13 protein-coding genes, 1 tRNA gene and 1 pseudogene are annotated in these 13,486 nt (G+C 61.8%); 9 read left to right on the top strand and 6 right to left on the bottom strand.

Annotation, left to right across the window (positions count from 1 at the left end; genetic code table 11):
• A partial coding sequence (locus tag ACFCU0_RS00290) for an alpha/beta hydrolase family protein (RefSeq protein WP_434971650.1) occupies positions 1–582 on the bottom strand: 582 nt, incomplete at its 3' end.
• Between the two features lie 372 nt (positions 583–954).
• Here ACFCU0_RS00290 and ACFCU0_RS00285 point away from each other — a divergent pair.
• Together ACFCU0_RS00285 and ruvC are read left to right on the top strand one after the other, a co-directional pair.
• The gene (locus tag ACFCU0_RS00285; RefSeq protein WP_434971649.1) at positions 955–1,707 is read left to right on the top strand and encodes a YebC/PmpR family DNA-binding transcriptional regulator; all 753 of its coding nucleotides are present in this window, start codon (positions 955–957) and stop codon (positions 1,705–1,707) included.
• Positions 1,708–1,840: 133 nt separating this feature from the next.
• On the top strand, positions 1,841–2,386 hold the full coding sequence (ruvC, locus tag ACFCU0_RS00280; protein WP_434971648.1) for a crossover junction endodeoxyribonuclease RuvC: 546 nt from the start codon (positions 1,841–1,843) through the stop codon (positions 2,384–2,386).
• Between the two features lie 12 nt (positions 2,387–2,398).
• Here ruvC and ACFCU0_RS00275 read toward each other — a convergent pair whose 3' ends face one another.
• The gene (locus ACFCU0_RS00275; RefSeq protein ID WP_434971647.1) at positions 2,399–2,671 is read right to left on the bottom strand and encodes a DUF4290 domain-containing protein; all 273 of its coding nucleotides are present in this window, start codon (positions 2,669–2,671) and stop codon (positions 2,399–2,401) included.
• 249 nt (positions 2,672–2,920) lie between these two features.
• Here ACFCU0_RS00275 and ACFCU0_RS00270 point away from each other — a divergent pair, with 249 nt between their 5' ends.
• From ACFCU0_RS00270 to ACFCU0_RS00245, 6 genes are all read left to right on the top strand, one after another.
• Positions 2,921–3,205, top strand: coding sequence for a hypothetical protein (locus tag ACFCU0_RS00270; protein ID WP_434971646.1), 285 nt, complete (start codon positions 2,921–2,923; stop codon positions 3,203–3,205).
• 230 nt (positions 3,206–3,435) lie between these two features.
• Positions 3,436–4,032 (top strand): hypothetical protein, encoded by a 597-nt coding sequence (locus ACFCU0_RS00265; protein ID WP_434971645.1) that lies wholly within the window; start codon positions 3,436–3,438, stop codon positions 4,030–4,032.
• A gap of 368 nt (positions 4,033–4,400) precedes the next feature.
• Entirely contained in the window at positions 4,401–5,345 is a 945-nt protein-coding gene (locus tag ACFCU0_RS00260) for an ABC transporter ATP-binding protein (RefSeq protein WP_434971644.1), read from the top strand.
• Positions 5,346–5,403: 58 nt separating this feature from the next.
• A complete protein-coding gene (locus tag ACFCU0_RS00255) occupies positions 5,404–6,705 on the top strand; it encodes an ABC transporter permease (RefSeq protein WP_434971643.1) in 1,302 nt (433 codons plus the stop codon).
• Between the two features lie 694 nt (positions 6,706–7,399).
• Positions 7,400–8,803 carry a trigger factor gene (gene tig / locus ACFCU0_RS00250; RefSeq protein ID WP_434971642.1) on the top strand — a complete coding sequence of 468 codons (1,404 nt, stop codon included), beginning with the start codon at positions 7,400–7,402 and terminating at the stop codon, positions 8,801–8,803.
• A gap of 209 nt (positions 8,804–9,012) precedes the next feature.
• Positions 9,013–9,723 carry an ATP-dependent Clp protease proteolytic subunit gene (locus ACFCU0_RS00245; RefSeq protein ID WP_434971641.1) on the top strand — a complete coding sequence of 237 codons (711 nt, stop codon included), beginning with the start codon at positions 9,013–9,015 and terminating at the stop codon, positions 9,721–9,723.
• A gap of 170 nt (positions 9,724–9,893) precedes the next feature.
• Here ACFCU0_RS00245 and ACFCU0_RS00240 read toward each other — a convergent pair.
• Positions 9,894–9,966: transfer RNA gene (locus ACFCU0_RS00240), tRNA-Glu, on the bottom strand.
• A gap of 280 nt (positions 9,967–10,246) precedes the next feature.
• On the opposite strand from ACFCU0_RS00240, the gene ACFCU0_RS00235 reads away from it, so the two are divergent.
• Positions 10,247–11,293, top strand: coding sequence for a peptidylprolyl isomerase (locus ACFCU0_RS00235; RefSeq protein WP_434971640.1), 1,047 nt, complete (start codon positions 10,247–10,249; stop codon positions 11,291–11,293).
• 133 nt (positions 11,294–11,426) lie between these two features.
• Here the strand turns inward: ACFCU0_RS00235 and ACFCU0_RS00230 are convergent, their stop codons facing one another.
• The 3 genes and pseudogenes from ACFCU0_RS00230 to ACFCU0_RS00220 all read right to left on the bottom strand — a co-directional run.
• Positions 11,427–11,873 carry a GNAT family N-acetyltransferase gene (locus ACFCU0_RS00230; RefSeq protein ID WP_434971639.1) on the bottom strand — a complete coding sequence of 149 codons (447 nt, stop codon included), beginning with the start codon at positions 11,871–11,873 and terminating at the stop codon, positions 11,427–11,429.
• Between the two features lie 465 nt (positions 11,874–12,338).
• Positions 12,339–12,992 (bottom strand): HD domain-containing protein, encoded by a 654-nt coding sequence (locus tag ACFCU0_RS00225; protein WP_434971638.1) that lies wholly within the window; start codon positions 12,990–12,992, stop codon positions 12,339–12,341.
• A gap of 92 nt (positions 12,993–13,084) precedes the next feature.
• Positions 13,085–13,486: pseudogene (locus ACFCU0_RS00220) on the bottom strand (aspartate:alanine exchanger family transporter); the annotation flags it as partial.

Raw genomic sequence — 13,486 nt, 5'->3', positions numbered from 1 at the left:
TGACCAGCGGGCCCACTGCAGCGCGACGCCAAGCGGAAGGTCCTCCCCGAGCCCGAGCGCCCGGCCTGGGAAGTAGCCGCACAGATGCGCTAGCGCCGGCATCCCTGCGTACCACAGGGCGGCGTACCCGTAGCGCTGTGGGAACGGCCAGTAGCCCCAGTAGGCATTCGGCGAAGCGATCGCAACGAGGGCGTCCAGTAGCCCGGCGTTCGGCGCAAGACCGACCGCACATCCGCCATAACTATGTCCCAGGACGACGCGCCCGGCCTTCGGGAAACGGTCCGACGACCACTCGATCACGCCGCCAAGGTCCTCGACCGCCCAATCGACCATCGACGCCTCAAACCCGCGGAGCGAGTCCGGCCGGCTCCCACCCGTGCCCCGGTAGTCGAACGTGATCACCGCGAAGCCCCGTTGACCGAGGTGCTCCGCCATGCGACGGTACAGGCTGCGCCGAACGCCGGTCGCCGGGGCGACGACGAGGACGGTGTCGGGCCGATCGGGTCCGAAGCAGGACGCAGAAAGCAGAAATCCGTCGCAGGCGGGAATCGTCAACGTCCGGGATTGAGCAGAATCCGTCATCGCGTCGATGGCGACAGGGAAAAATAAACGCCCACTCTTGGAGACTCCGGTTCCATATCGCGTATCTCATCTTGAGAATGGTCGGAAGGGGGACCTCGTTCAGCGTCGTTTGCCTGCGCCTCATCGGCAATTATCGTTTCACGCCTCTCGCGCGCAGTCAAGAAGGTGCACGGGATGCCTTGCTTCGTGGGGTTACAATCACCCGTGGAATTGCAGTTCCACCCGAGCGGCGGTCCGTCAGTAGCCGGGTGCACGGACCCTCGAACGGTCCTCGGCCAACCGGACATGGATCGAACCCTTCGGGGGGTCGTTAGACGCATTGCTGTACACCAACGAGGTCACGAAACGAATCGCCGACACCGCGGCACCGCCATGGCTGGACACAATAAATGGTCGAAGATCAAGCGCCAGAAGGCGAAAGAGGACAAGAAGAAGTCGAAGATCTGGGCCCGCCTCTCCCGGGAAATTGCGACGGCAGCGCGTGAGGGTGGCGGCGACCCGGACATGAACGCCACACTCGCGCAGGCAATCGAGCGTGCCGAGGCCGAAAACATGGCCAAGGACACGATCGAGCGGGCCATCAAACGCGGCACCGGCGAGCTCGAAGGGCAGGACTACGAACCGGCGTCGTACGAGGGCTACGCGCCCCATGGCGTCGCCGTGTTCATCGAAGCGATGACGGACAATACGAACCGTACGGTCGCTGACCTGCGCCATCTCTTTAAAAAATACGACGGCAACCTCGGCAAAGACGGCTCTGTCGGGTACCTTTTCGAGCAGAAAGGACAGTTTGAGATCCCGGTCGCCGCGACGGATGAACTCGAGCTGTTCGAGCTCGTGGTGGAAGCCGGTGCCCAGGACCTGAAGACGGAAGGCGACGTTTTCGTCGTGACCTCGTCCGTCGACGCGTTCAGCAATGTGGAGAATGCGCTCGATGGCGCGGGCATCGAAACAGAAAGCGCCGACCTGGTACGCATCCCCACCACAACGATCGCCCTCGACGAAAGCCAGACGGAGACGGTCCGCAGCCTGATCGAAGACATCGAAGACCACGACGACATCGATGCCGTCTACTCAACGCTCGAAGTGAACGGCGAAGCTCTCGCCCTGGACTCGGATGAGTGACTCGTGGATTGTTTGTGGTTCGTTGTGAAAATTATTCACGACCGGTGCCGGCAGACTCATGGAAGACGCAGGCGCTCCCCTCTGCTCCCGGCGCTGAACGCTGAACCTTGAACCCTGAACTCTGAACGAGTATATGACCATCCTCGGCATCGACCCCGGCTCGCGCGTCACCGGCTATGGCATCATCGACGCCGGCTCCGGGGACGAGACGCCGGTGACGTTCGGGACCCTTCGGCTCGACACGGCCGACAGCCACCCCGACCGCCTCAAGGAGATCTTCGACGTGCTGTCTGATCTCATCTCCACGTACGAGCCCGGCGCCCTTGCCATCGAAATGCCGGTATACGGCAAAAACCCGCAGTCGATGCTGAAGCTCGGGCGTGCACAGGCATCCGCCATGCTTGCCGGCCTGCACCAGGATCTGTCCGTCGCGCAGTACACACCCAAGGAGATCAAGAAGTCCGTCACGGGGAACGGGAACGCGTCCAAGAAGCAGGTTCAGTATATGGTCCGCTCCATCCTGAACCTCGAGGAAGACGCGAGCGGCTTCACGCATGACGCCGCCGATGCCCTCGCCGTCGCGCTCTGCCACTCCAATCGGGGCGCACATGGCGAAGCCCAGTCGTACACCGGCTGGGCAAGCTTCGTCGCGAACAATCCGGACCGCATCTCGGAGTGATCGGGCCCGCTGCTACCGCTTCTTCTCTTTTGTTTTCATCTTGAGGACCTCTTTCACCTCCTCCTCATCCAGCTGTCCGTCGCTCAGACGGACGACGAGATCGGTCACCTGCTCGTTTTTGGTGGGCATGGACTTCCACTCCGGATGCGCCTGTTCGACCAGGCTCACGAGAATCCGCAGGTAAGGATACCGCTCCTCCGCCGTGTCCAGCGAGGCAATCGATCGAGAAAAGAGTTCGGCGTTGCGGCCCACCTGGCGGTCGACCATGACGTTGTCGTAGCGCATCAAACAGCAGGAGATAGGGAGAAATCGAAACGAGGGGCCGTCGCCCGGATGCGCGCGAGCGTTCACCCGGGAAACCTCGGCGAAGGAGCGTGCATTCTGACGTCGATCGAACCGGCATCGGCCCTCTCCGAAACACGAGGATATGGTACGTGAGCGCCGGCTCGGTGTTGCCCGCCCCCACCGGTTCGTCCGAACTCCATGCCAACTCGCCCCGTACATGGCAGCAGTTGTCATCAAAGCATCAGACCCATGAGCACGGAATCCAGCGCCCATTCCAGTCCCTACCGGTTGGAGCTGCTTCCCCGCATTCCCGCCTTCCACCGCGATGCACTTCGGGAGCGTGACCTGGAAAAGGGCCAACTCGTCTACTACGGGCCGCATCCAGTCTATTACGGGATCGGTGAGATCAAACGTGTGAACGGCTCGGATATCGCCGTGGACTTCCGGGGTACGGGCGAGTTTAACGTCCACGAAGAGATTATGGATCAGCGATACCTCATCAAGATTCCGCAGGAGAAACTGGCGAAGCTGTAGCACACTGCCCGAAGAATACGTCTTCCCCGTATGTCGTCGGAATCTTTTACCAGACGGTCGTCAACGCACCAACGGTCGTGTCACCCTGTTCTCCCCTTCCGCTCCTGCTTTTCCCGGCTCGGTATGTCCGGACGGCCCGCGCGTCTGCGCATCTCTACATGAAAAGGGGGTCCAGCGAAAGCGTGCGAGACCGCCTGCCTCTCATTTCCCCGTCCTGAACCGGTGCGCTCGTGATCTGGACCGTCCGCTCTTCTATCCGACTTCTCCTTGCCACGACCGCCCTACTCGCGGCGACAGCATGTCCGTCTCAAGCACAGGATGAACGCATTCGTACGACCACGACCCTTTCGAAGGCCGGCGTGACCCAGATCGTGAAGGCCGAAACGGTTGACGCAGAGGGCATCGTCGGAATGCTAAATGAAGGGCTCTTCGCGCTGGAATGTGCCGTCCCGACGAAAATGCGCGCCGTCGTGATGTTCATCACCGAAGACGACGTCATCTCCGTTGACAGCCAGGCCATGGAGATGAAACCGGGCGAGCACTCCGCGCAGGACGTCATGCCGGGAGAAAACGTATCCGACGCCTGGCACGAGGTTACCGCAAACACGACGTACGGCCCGGAGCCGGCACGAACGCTCATACTGAACGAACCACAGACGTCCACGGACGAGATGGTTGACGCCATGCGCGACGAAATGGAGATCAGCGACGGCCGCATCGGACTCGTCATGTTTCTCACGCAGGCCTCGTCCGAGAACCCGGGCATGTGGGGAGACCGCGGCCTTCAGATCATCCCGCTGGGGATCGCCTTTTCGCCGACCGACTAAACGTCGCGTACAGCGTATCACCTGAATGCAGGGAAGCGGCGCCGGACGAGGTTCGGCACTCTTCCCCGTTTTCGTTGCCGGCGACGTTGGCGCGATCTCGACCCCGTTGCCCGGGCCCCATACGCCTTATTGGTTCGGAATGCGACCGCGGACAACAATTGCCAGATTTTGAATGCGCCGCTTCCGCTTGCTTTCTCTCCGCGGGCGTTCGTAACATGACCGTGAGCGCGTGCGTTTCGGTCATGTACAGCGTGAAACCGATGCCGGCCGAGATATCTGCCGCCACCATCCCCGCTTCACGCCGCCGACCGTGGCCGTCGTGCTCCGGCATGGCCGTTTCGCCCCCTTTTTTACGCATCTCGACTTTCATGGCCCACCTGCAGGTTTCCAACGTCACGAAACGCTACGGCTCCACGACGGCGGTGGACGATGTGTCGTTCGCAGCCGAACCCGGGCGAATCCTCGGCCTGCTCGGTCCCAACGGCGCGGGCAAGACGTCGACCATTCGCATGATTACGTACATCACCGCGCCCGACGCCGGGAAAATCACCTATGACGGACGCGAGGTCGGCGAGTGGAGCCAGCAGCGAATGGGCTATCTCCCCGAAGAACGTGGCCTGTATAAGCAGCTCCGGGTAGGGGAACAGCTCATCTATCTGGGCATGCTGAAGGGGATGTCGAAAAGCCACGCGGCCGAGCGGATGGAATACTGGCTCGACCGGTTCGACGCGTCGGGCTGGACGTCAAAAAAGACGGAGGAGCTGTCCAAGGGCATGCAGCAGAAAGTGCAGTTCATCGCCACGCTCTTGCACGACCCGTCGCTGCTCATTCTCGACGAACCGTTTAGCGGTCTCGACCCCATCAACTCCGACCTGCTGCGCGACATTATCCTCGAGCTCCGCCGCGACGATCGCACCATCCTCTTCGCCTCCCACCGTATGGAGCAAGTCGAACAGCTGTGCGATGATATTTGCCTGATGGCGCGCGGCGATATCGTGCTGAGCGGCAAGCTCCAGGACGTGAAGCGGCAGTTCGGGGAAAACACCGTGGTCGTTGAGTTCGACGGGTCGGACGACTTCGTGGACGACCTCCTGAGCCGGGAGGCGGTTCGCGTCATCACCCGGAGTGCCCATCGCGCAGAGCTCACGCTGGTCAACGACACGCCGGCTCGCGATGTGCTGGATGCCGCGCTCGGTGACGTCGACGAGCTGTACCGCTTCGAACGCACGACGCCTCCGCTGAGCGAGATCTTCGTCGAGGTCGTCGGCGAACAGGAAGTCCGCCGCATGCAGGAGGAAGCCGTTGAGGCCTGAGCCGCACCGTCCTCCTCCGTCCCTGCCCTCTCTCCCGACCGAGCCCTCCCTTCTGCCGATGAAGAAGATCTTTCTGATCCTCCAGAGTGAATTCTGGCGCCGCGCCCGTTCCACAGCCTTCATTCTGGCGACACTGCTCGTTCCGGTCTTTCTCGTCATCATTTCCATCCTTCCCACCGTGCTCGTTTACCTGGGCGAGCAGCAGAGTGATCAGCAGACCATCGCCGTCGTGGACGAAACGCAACGGCTCTTGACGCCCCTGCAGGAGGAAGCCGCCGACGGGACGCGCTACCAGTTCGTCGACGCCGATGCCCCATCCGATTCGCTGCGGCAGCGCGTTCTTCGCGGCGAGCTGGACGCCTACCTGTCCCTGCCCGCCGGGCTGTTGGACGGGGAGGGAACACCGTCCTACTTCAGCACGGAAAGCGGGGGAATGACCGGGCAGGCCCGCCTCGAGAACCTCGTCGAGCGAACCGTCCGCAACCTCCGACTCGCCGAGCGCAACGTACCCGACGAGGTGCAGCGTATCATGAATGCAGACCTCGACATCGTGGGTCACACCATCACCGAAGAGGGTACCGAACAGCAGAGCGTATTCAGCGGATTACTCAGCCTGATGATGGCACTGGCCGTCTACATGGCCGTCTTCGTGTACGGGCAGTACGTGATGCAGGGCGTCATCGAGGAGAAAAGCAATCGCGTCGTGGAGATCGTCGTCTCCTCCGTCAAGCCGTTCGAACTGCTGATGGGGAAGGTGCTCGGCATCGGGAGTCTGGGCCTGATGCAGATGATCGTCTGGGTCGTCCTTGCCGGCGCGGGGCTGACCTTCGGCGGGACGATCATCGCCCTGTTCGTCGACCCGGCCGACCTTGGCGTCGCTCCGGACGCATCCAGCGAAGCCATCATGCAGGCAGCGGGTGTGACGCTGCCAACGATCCCCGTGAGCGTCGTGGTCTGGTTCATCCTCTTCTTTCTCGGCGGCTATCTGCTCTACGCCAGCCTGTTTGCCGCCGTCGGCTCAGCCGTCGAACAGCAGCAGGACGCGCAGAACCTGCTATACGTCATCCTCCTGCCGCTCATCATCCCGATTGTGGCCTCTACCTACGTGCTGCAGCTTCCGAATAGCATGATCTCGACGGTCCTGTCGTACGTGCCATTCTTTTCCCCGGTACTGATGCCCGTCCGTATGTCGGCCACCACGGTCCCGACCTGGGAGGTCCTCATCTCCTACGCCCTCCTGATCGCGGGCTTCCTGGTCATGATCTGGATCGCCAGCCGAATCTATCGCGTCGGCATCTTTATGTACGGAAAAGCCGCCAGCCTCTCCGAACTCGCCCGCTGGGCCACGAAGCAACACTGATCGGGCGTTGGTTCGTTGGGGCGTTGGTTCGTTGGGGCGTTCGTTCGTTGGGGCGTTGGTTCGTTGGAGCGTTGCTTCGTTGGAGCGTTGCTTCGTTGGAGCGTTCGGGCGTTCGAGCGTTGAGACGGTCGGGGTGGGGTATGCGTGGAGGGATTGCGCATTGGGGAGTTCAGATGGTTGGCTCCGGTCGTGTTCATCGTGGACATCGAACGGAGAGGGAAAATCCAACGCGTTCTGTCCGGAGCTCCCGGACCCGACCGGTTCACCTGTCGTGTTCGGACACTCGCTGTGAAACGAGCGGAATGCATCGGATCCGTACCGCGCTCTGACCCTGTGTAATCACCCGAACACATGAACACCTGACCACGGAAATACGTCTCGGATTGATAATTGGGATTTCCGATCGGGGATCGCGGATGCGCCGGTGCCCCCTTCCCTCTGCCCCTTCTCCCGCTCCCCCTTTCTCCCTCTCCACACAAGACCGCTTTTCACAAGGGATTTCCCGGTCTGGCGGGGTCAGGGCGTTGTGTCTCCGATCTTTTCGGGGCGGCGCGCATTCCAATGATCTGCCGTTTCGGCATGCACCGACGCCCGTAGATTCGCAGTTCGGGTCCCGGCATGCTGCGGTCGGTGACGACCGAGCCTTCGGCGTTCATCGCCCGACCCTCGTCCAGATTCTCTCTGTCCCGCATTTATGGAAACAAAGATTAAGCAGGCCACGCCGGTCGAATACGAGTTTGAGATCCACGCCACTGCCGAAGAGCTGGAGCCGAAGCTGAAGGAGGCCCTGCAGGCCCAGCGGTCCCAGATGGATATCAAGGGATTCCGCAAGGGCAAGGTGCCGATGGACCTGGTGAAGCAGATGCACGGGAAGGCCATCGGTTATCGCCTGGCGGAGAGCTACGTGCAGGAAGCGTTTCAGAACGAAGTCGAGGGGAACGACGACATCGAACCCGTCGGCCAGCCGATGCTGACTGAACTTGACTACGAGCTCGACGGCGACCTGAACGCCACGATTCGCTTCGGCGTTCAGCCCGACGTTGAACTGGCTGACCTCTCCGGCGAGGAGCTGTCGATGCTGGCCCACGAGGTCACGGAGGAGGACGTCGACAAAGAAGTGCAGCGCCTCCGCCAGCAGCGGGCGGACCTGATGCCGCTGGACGACGAGGCCGCCGACGAGGAAGACTTCGTTGACATCGACCTTCAACGCATCGATGCCGAAACGGATACGCCGATCATCGGCGACAAAGAGGAGGGCATGACGTTCTTCCTCGACGATGATCGCCTGCGGGACGAACTTCGCGAGGCGATCACCGGGAAGAAAGCAGGAGACACGTTTCGCGTGGAGCTGCCGCCGGGGGCGCCTCCGGAGGCCGGCCCCGACGCGCCGACAGAAACGCGCCTCTACGAGGTGAGCGTGAACGACGTGAAGCGCCGCGACATGCCGGAGCTCGACGATGCCTTCGTGGAGGACATCACTGAGGGGGAATTCGACAACGTCGACGCCTTCCTCGACGAGATCCGTGAGCGCCTCAAGGAGGCCTGGGACGACCGCTCCCGCGAAATGGTGCAGGGCGACATCGTCGACCGCATGCTGGAGCTCCATCCGATCCCGGTTCCGGAATCGGTCGTCGAGATGTATCTCGACTCGTTCGAGAACCAGGTCAAACAGCAAAACGACGGCGAGCTGCCGGACGACTTCGACGAAGAAGCCTTCCGCCAGCAGAACCGCGACGACGCCGAGCGGCAGGCTCGCTGGATGTTCGTCCGTGATGCCGTGATCGACCATGCAGACCTCGAGGTGACCGACGAGGATCTACAATCCTTTTACCAGGATCAGGCCGATGATGAAGCCGGACTGACGGTCGAACAGCTGGAGCAGTTCTACAGCCAGATGCCGCAGATGCAGGAGCGAGCCAATCAGCAAATCCTCAGTGACAAGGTGTACGACTACCTGATCGAGGCCTTCGACGTCCAGCGAAAGTCGCTCGACGAGTTTGAGGACGAGCTGAAAGAGAAGCACGAGCAGCGCCAGGCCCTCGCCGGCGGCGCCCCGGCCGGGCATGGGCACGCTCACGACCACGATCACGCGCACTGATCCATTCCGATGTGTCCACCCGCCCCGAGCACGTGATGGGCTCAACCGCTTCGGCGGAGGGCGGGCGAGGCATCCGGACGCACCGATCCGTACGGCGGGAGTAACGCCCCTGCAATGCACCCATCACGCGACGAATCCGGAGGAACCATCGTGTTTGCCCTCAGGTTCGTCTTCACCGAACTTCACCCTTGAGGAATGAGAAAGCCGCCATGGTCGAGGACTTTATCAAATTCAGTAAGAGCCTGACCTCTCTCCCGAGCAGTATCTACAAAGGCGGACTGGGCGACCAGCCCATGTCCGGCCTCGTCCCGATGGTCGTCGAGCAGACGACTCGCGGCGAGCGGTCGTACGACATCTTCAGCCGACTGCTGAAGGAACGGATCGTCTTTATCGGCACGCCGATCAACGACCAGATTGCGAACCTTACGGTTGCGCAGCTGCTCTACCTGGAGAGCGACGACTCCGAGCGCGACATCAACCTGTACATTAACTCACCCGGCGGCGTGATTTACAGCGGCCTGGGCGTGTACGACACCATGCAGTACGTCAGCTCGCCGGTGGCCACGATCTGCGTCGGCCTCGCGGCCTCGATGGGATCGGTGCTCCTCGCGGCCGGACAAGACGGTAGCCGTGCCGCCCTCCCGAACTCGCGCGTCATGATTCACCAGCCTCTCGGTGGCGCCGAGGGACAGGCATCGGATATCGAGATTCAGGCCAAGGAAATCATGTGGCTGAAATCGCGCCTCTATGACATCCTTGCCCATCACACAAACAAGGATGTCGACCGGATCGAAAAGGATGCCGATCGTAATTACTGGATGAGCGCGGAAGAAGCAGCCGACTACGGCGTTGTTGACAACGTCCTCAATCCCGGCAACCTGAAGAACATCACGTCCAACGGAAGCCCGGACGACGAGTAAGGCTACCACCCTCGACGCGCGGCAAATCGAAACGAAAACGGCGACACTCCACAAGAGGAGCGTCGCCGTTTTTCTGTTGCGTACGTTCGAGCTGTATACAAAAAAATGAGGCACTGGCCCGGGGGGAGGGAGGAGGAAGGCCAGCGCCTCGAAAGGCTCGTCGTAATGTGTACCGCGTACGGGATTCGAACCCGTGTTACCGGCGTGAGAGGCCAGCGTCCTAGACCCCTAGACGAACGCGGCAGATTAAGTCGTTCGAGCACGGGAATGCGTCCCGATTTCGCACTTGATGATATATTGGAGGGGTATGCAGGTTTCCCGTTCACACAGTTTCCAACATGCTTGCGAACCTGTTTCCTGGCTCGATTTCGCGTCACGTTAGAAACACATTGTTTCCGGTGGCGTGCACTCAAGCGGTCTGATTCAGGGTTACTAACCTGTATTTAGACCTCGACGCGCGATCGCCTCCCTTTGAATGGATCCTTGCAATATGTATTTACCTCTGCGAAAACCTCGCCATCAGATGCTGCTGGCAGGTGTCCTCGTCATCGCCCTCTTCACCTGGGCCGGATGTGGCAACGGCTCGTCGAGCACCGATGAGGCGGCCGAAGAGGATAGCGGCCCCGCTTACACCATCGGGGAGGAGATTTCCGACACGACGATCGCGGTCATCCTCGAGTCCGAGTATGGAACGGACACCGTGCAAACCTCGCGCTTCATGAGCCACACGCGGATGGCGACGCAGAGCGTTCCGCCACAGCGCCGCGCCATGATCAGCGACTCGCTCGTGCACTCCAGCGTCCTCGACCAGCTGATCACGCAGCACGTGGTCACCGGCGCTGCGAAGGCCGCCGGCAACAGCGCCGACTCCGCCGCTGTCGAGCAACGGTTCCAATCCACCATGCAGCGCTTCACCGACGAGGATGGAAACGTCGACGAAGAGGCGTTCGACAACGCATTGGCGTCGGACAACCTCTCGCGGGACCGCCTCCGGGACATGATCGCCACCCAACTCGTGATGCAGGAACAGCGCCAGCAGATCATGGAAGATGCCGGCCCGCCCTCGCAGGACAGCATTCAGGCGGTCAGCGAGCGCAATCGCCGCTTCCAGGCGCAACACATCCTCATCCAGGTAAGCGATACGGCCGCGGAGGCCACGGTCGACTCGGCCCGGCAGGTCGCCGAGGCACTCATCGACAGCGTAGAGTCGGGCGTCTCGTTTGACTCCCTCGCCATGCGCAATAGCGACGGCCCCTCCGCAAGCGATGGCGGCCGTCTGCCACCCGCCTCGCGTCAGCGTCTCGCCACGCCCTTCGCCGACGCGGCCCTCGCTCTCGAGGACTCCACGGACGTCACGGAGGAACCCGTCCGCACGCAGTTCGGCTTTCACGTGATTCGCCTTCTCGACCGGGGCGAGCCGGCCGATACGTCGCGCGTCCGCCAGGCGCTTACGCAGCAGAAGCAGCGCCAGGCCTTCCAGGATGAAGTCGAGACCCTTCGCGCCGAGTCGGACCTCGTGGTCCGCATCAACCCGTCGGTCGTCAAAGCCGATCCGGCGCAGTCCGAGTAGTTGAAACGCACGGACTGCAATACGCGGCGCCGCTTCCCCCGTGGAGGCGGCGCCTTTTATGTCGAAGCGATTCGTTCCTCATGCGTCGTCCGGCGTGGCCCGTCTCCCATGTCGCCACATGAACGGAATGCGGTCACGCGTCCACCCGGATCATTTCGACATGCGGAATGCCCACCTCGTCAAATCGGTGCCCCGTGGATTCGAAGCCAAAGGACGCGTAAAAGGCTTCGAGATGCGACTGTGCATGCAGAATGAAGGTAACGTACCCGGCGGACGAGGCATCATCGATCGTGGCCTGCACCATCGCGCGACCGATGCCGCGCCCGCGTTCAGCTTGCAGAACGGCAAACCGCTCGAGCTTCGCCATCACTCGACCCTCGTGCGTAACCTCCCGCCATCGTGCCGTAGCCACGATGTCGTCTCCGAGCGCGCCAATCAGATGGCGGCTGTCAGAATCGAATGCATCCCACTCCTCATCCGGCGGACAGTCTTGCTCTTCGACGAAGACCGCCCGCCGGACGGCCCGGGCGTCGGCCCATTCTTCGTCTGTCGACACGAGTGAGATTTGCAGGTCAGACATGCTGTTGCCGCGGTAGAGAGCGGGCTGAATGCGGGCGTGGGCACATGCGGAGGCAGAGTAAAACACACCTACTTAAACGCCGGCCGAGGCCTCTTCTCTCCGGCCGGGGGCGCCAACCCGTGCTGCGTCTGCCGTCGACTCCGTTCTTCGCGTCAACTTCGCATTGATATTACGCCGCTATATAGAACTGGTCTAAATTACTTTGTATACTCGACCTGTGGTTGAAGCGAGGAGGCGTTGGTCGTGCCGTTCAGGCGTATCCATGTGATCGTTCGTTCCCCTCCGTCGTTTCGGTCCCCCATCTTGGTTTTCGATCCGGAGCAGCCCACTCGTTGTGCTGCTACCGTCGATTTGCCGGCCTCATGCGATCGGGTCTCTGGAGCAGGCACCGCGCGCACGGACCGGCCCTGACAGGCGTCTCTTCGACCGAAGGGGCGCCTGTTTTTTTTGTTCAGGGTTCAGAGTTCAACCTTCAGAGTTGGTGTCGACCGCGACTTCTCTGCGCAGATCGTCGAGGTACTCCCGCATGACGTCGGCACGACGTTCGGCCTCCTCGCGACCGGCCCGGGTTTGCATTGTCTCCGGAAGGCCGAGAAGCTTTTCGTAGAAGTGGTCGATCGTGTAGGATGCGTCATCCGGTGGCCGGTTCTCGCAGAATGGGTCGTCCGTGTGATACAGGCGGTTTCCGAGCGCCCCGCCGACCATCATGCACCGGGCGATCCCGATGGCGCCGAGCGCGTCGAGACGATCGGCATCCTGAACGACCTTCGCCTCCATCGTGTCAGGTGGAATCCCGGCCGAGTAGCTGTGCGCTTCGATGGCGTGACGGATTCCGTCGTGCGTCTCCGCCGGGTACTCGATCCGATCCAGAAACTGCACCGCCATGTCTGCCGCCCGCTGCGACGCCTGCCCGCGACGCGGGTCGTCTTTCTCGAGAACCACGCAGTCATGAAGCCAGGCAGCAGGCACCACCACGTCGAGATCGGCCCCCTCCTCCTCGGCCAGCCGACGCGCGCTCTGCACCACGCGGAGGATATGCGCCCGGTCGTGCGCGGCATCGGCTTCTGCCATCCGGTCGTCGAGAAATGCAGCGAAGTGCTCGGTCCAAGAAGTGTGCATGGGGTGTGGGGAATGATGAATGGGATGACCTTGATGACACACGATGCCGGAAGGGCGCATCGCGAAGCAACCGGACAAGACGAATCGGTGGTTTACATCAGCAACAGCAGAAGCTGGGCGAAGAGGATCTTGGCTATCGTCGCCATCGGAAAGGTCGTCGCGTAGCCTAGGTTTGGCAGATCGCTGCCGGTCTGCTGAATCGCATAGCTCAGCACCGCCGGCTGGGTGTGGATACCGGCAAGCATACCCACCATGAGACCCATCGGGATGCCGAGAAGCCGGTATCCGATCCAGATTGCCGTGAACGCCGTCAGGCACGTAATGACCGCGCCAACGCCGAAGATAAGAAGCCCCGTTCCCCCGGCGAGAAGGGTGTTGAAGAAAGCATAGCCCGCTTTCGTGCCCACACCGGCGAAGAATAGCACGAGGCCGAGCTGCCGGAGCAACAGGTTCGCGTTGTACGGCAAGTACCAGACGAGCGGCCCCGTCCGACC

The sequence above is a fragment of the Longibacter sp. genome (assembly GCF_051155795.1).
Taxonomy (GTDB): Bacteria; Bacteroidota; Rhodothermia; order Rhodothermales; family Salinibacteraceae; genus Longibacter.
The sequence above is the reverse complement of the archived record's forward strand: the minus strand, read 5'-3'. Positions and strand labels throughout refer to the sequence as shown.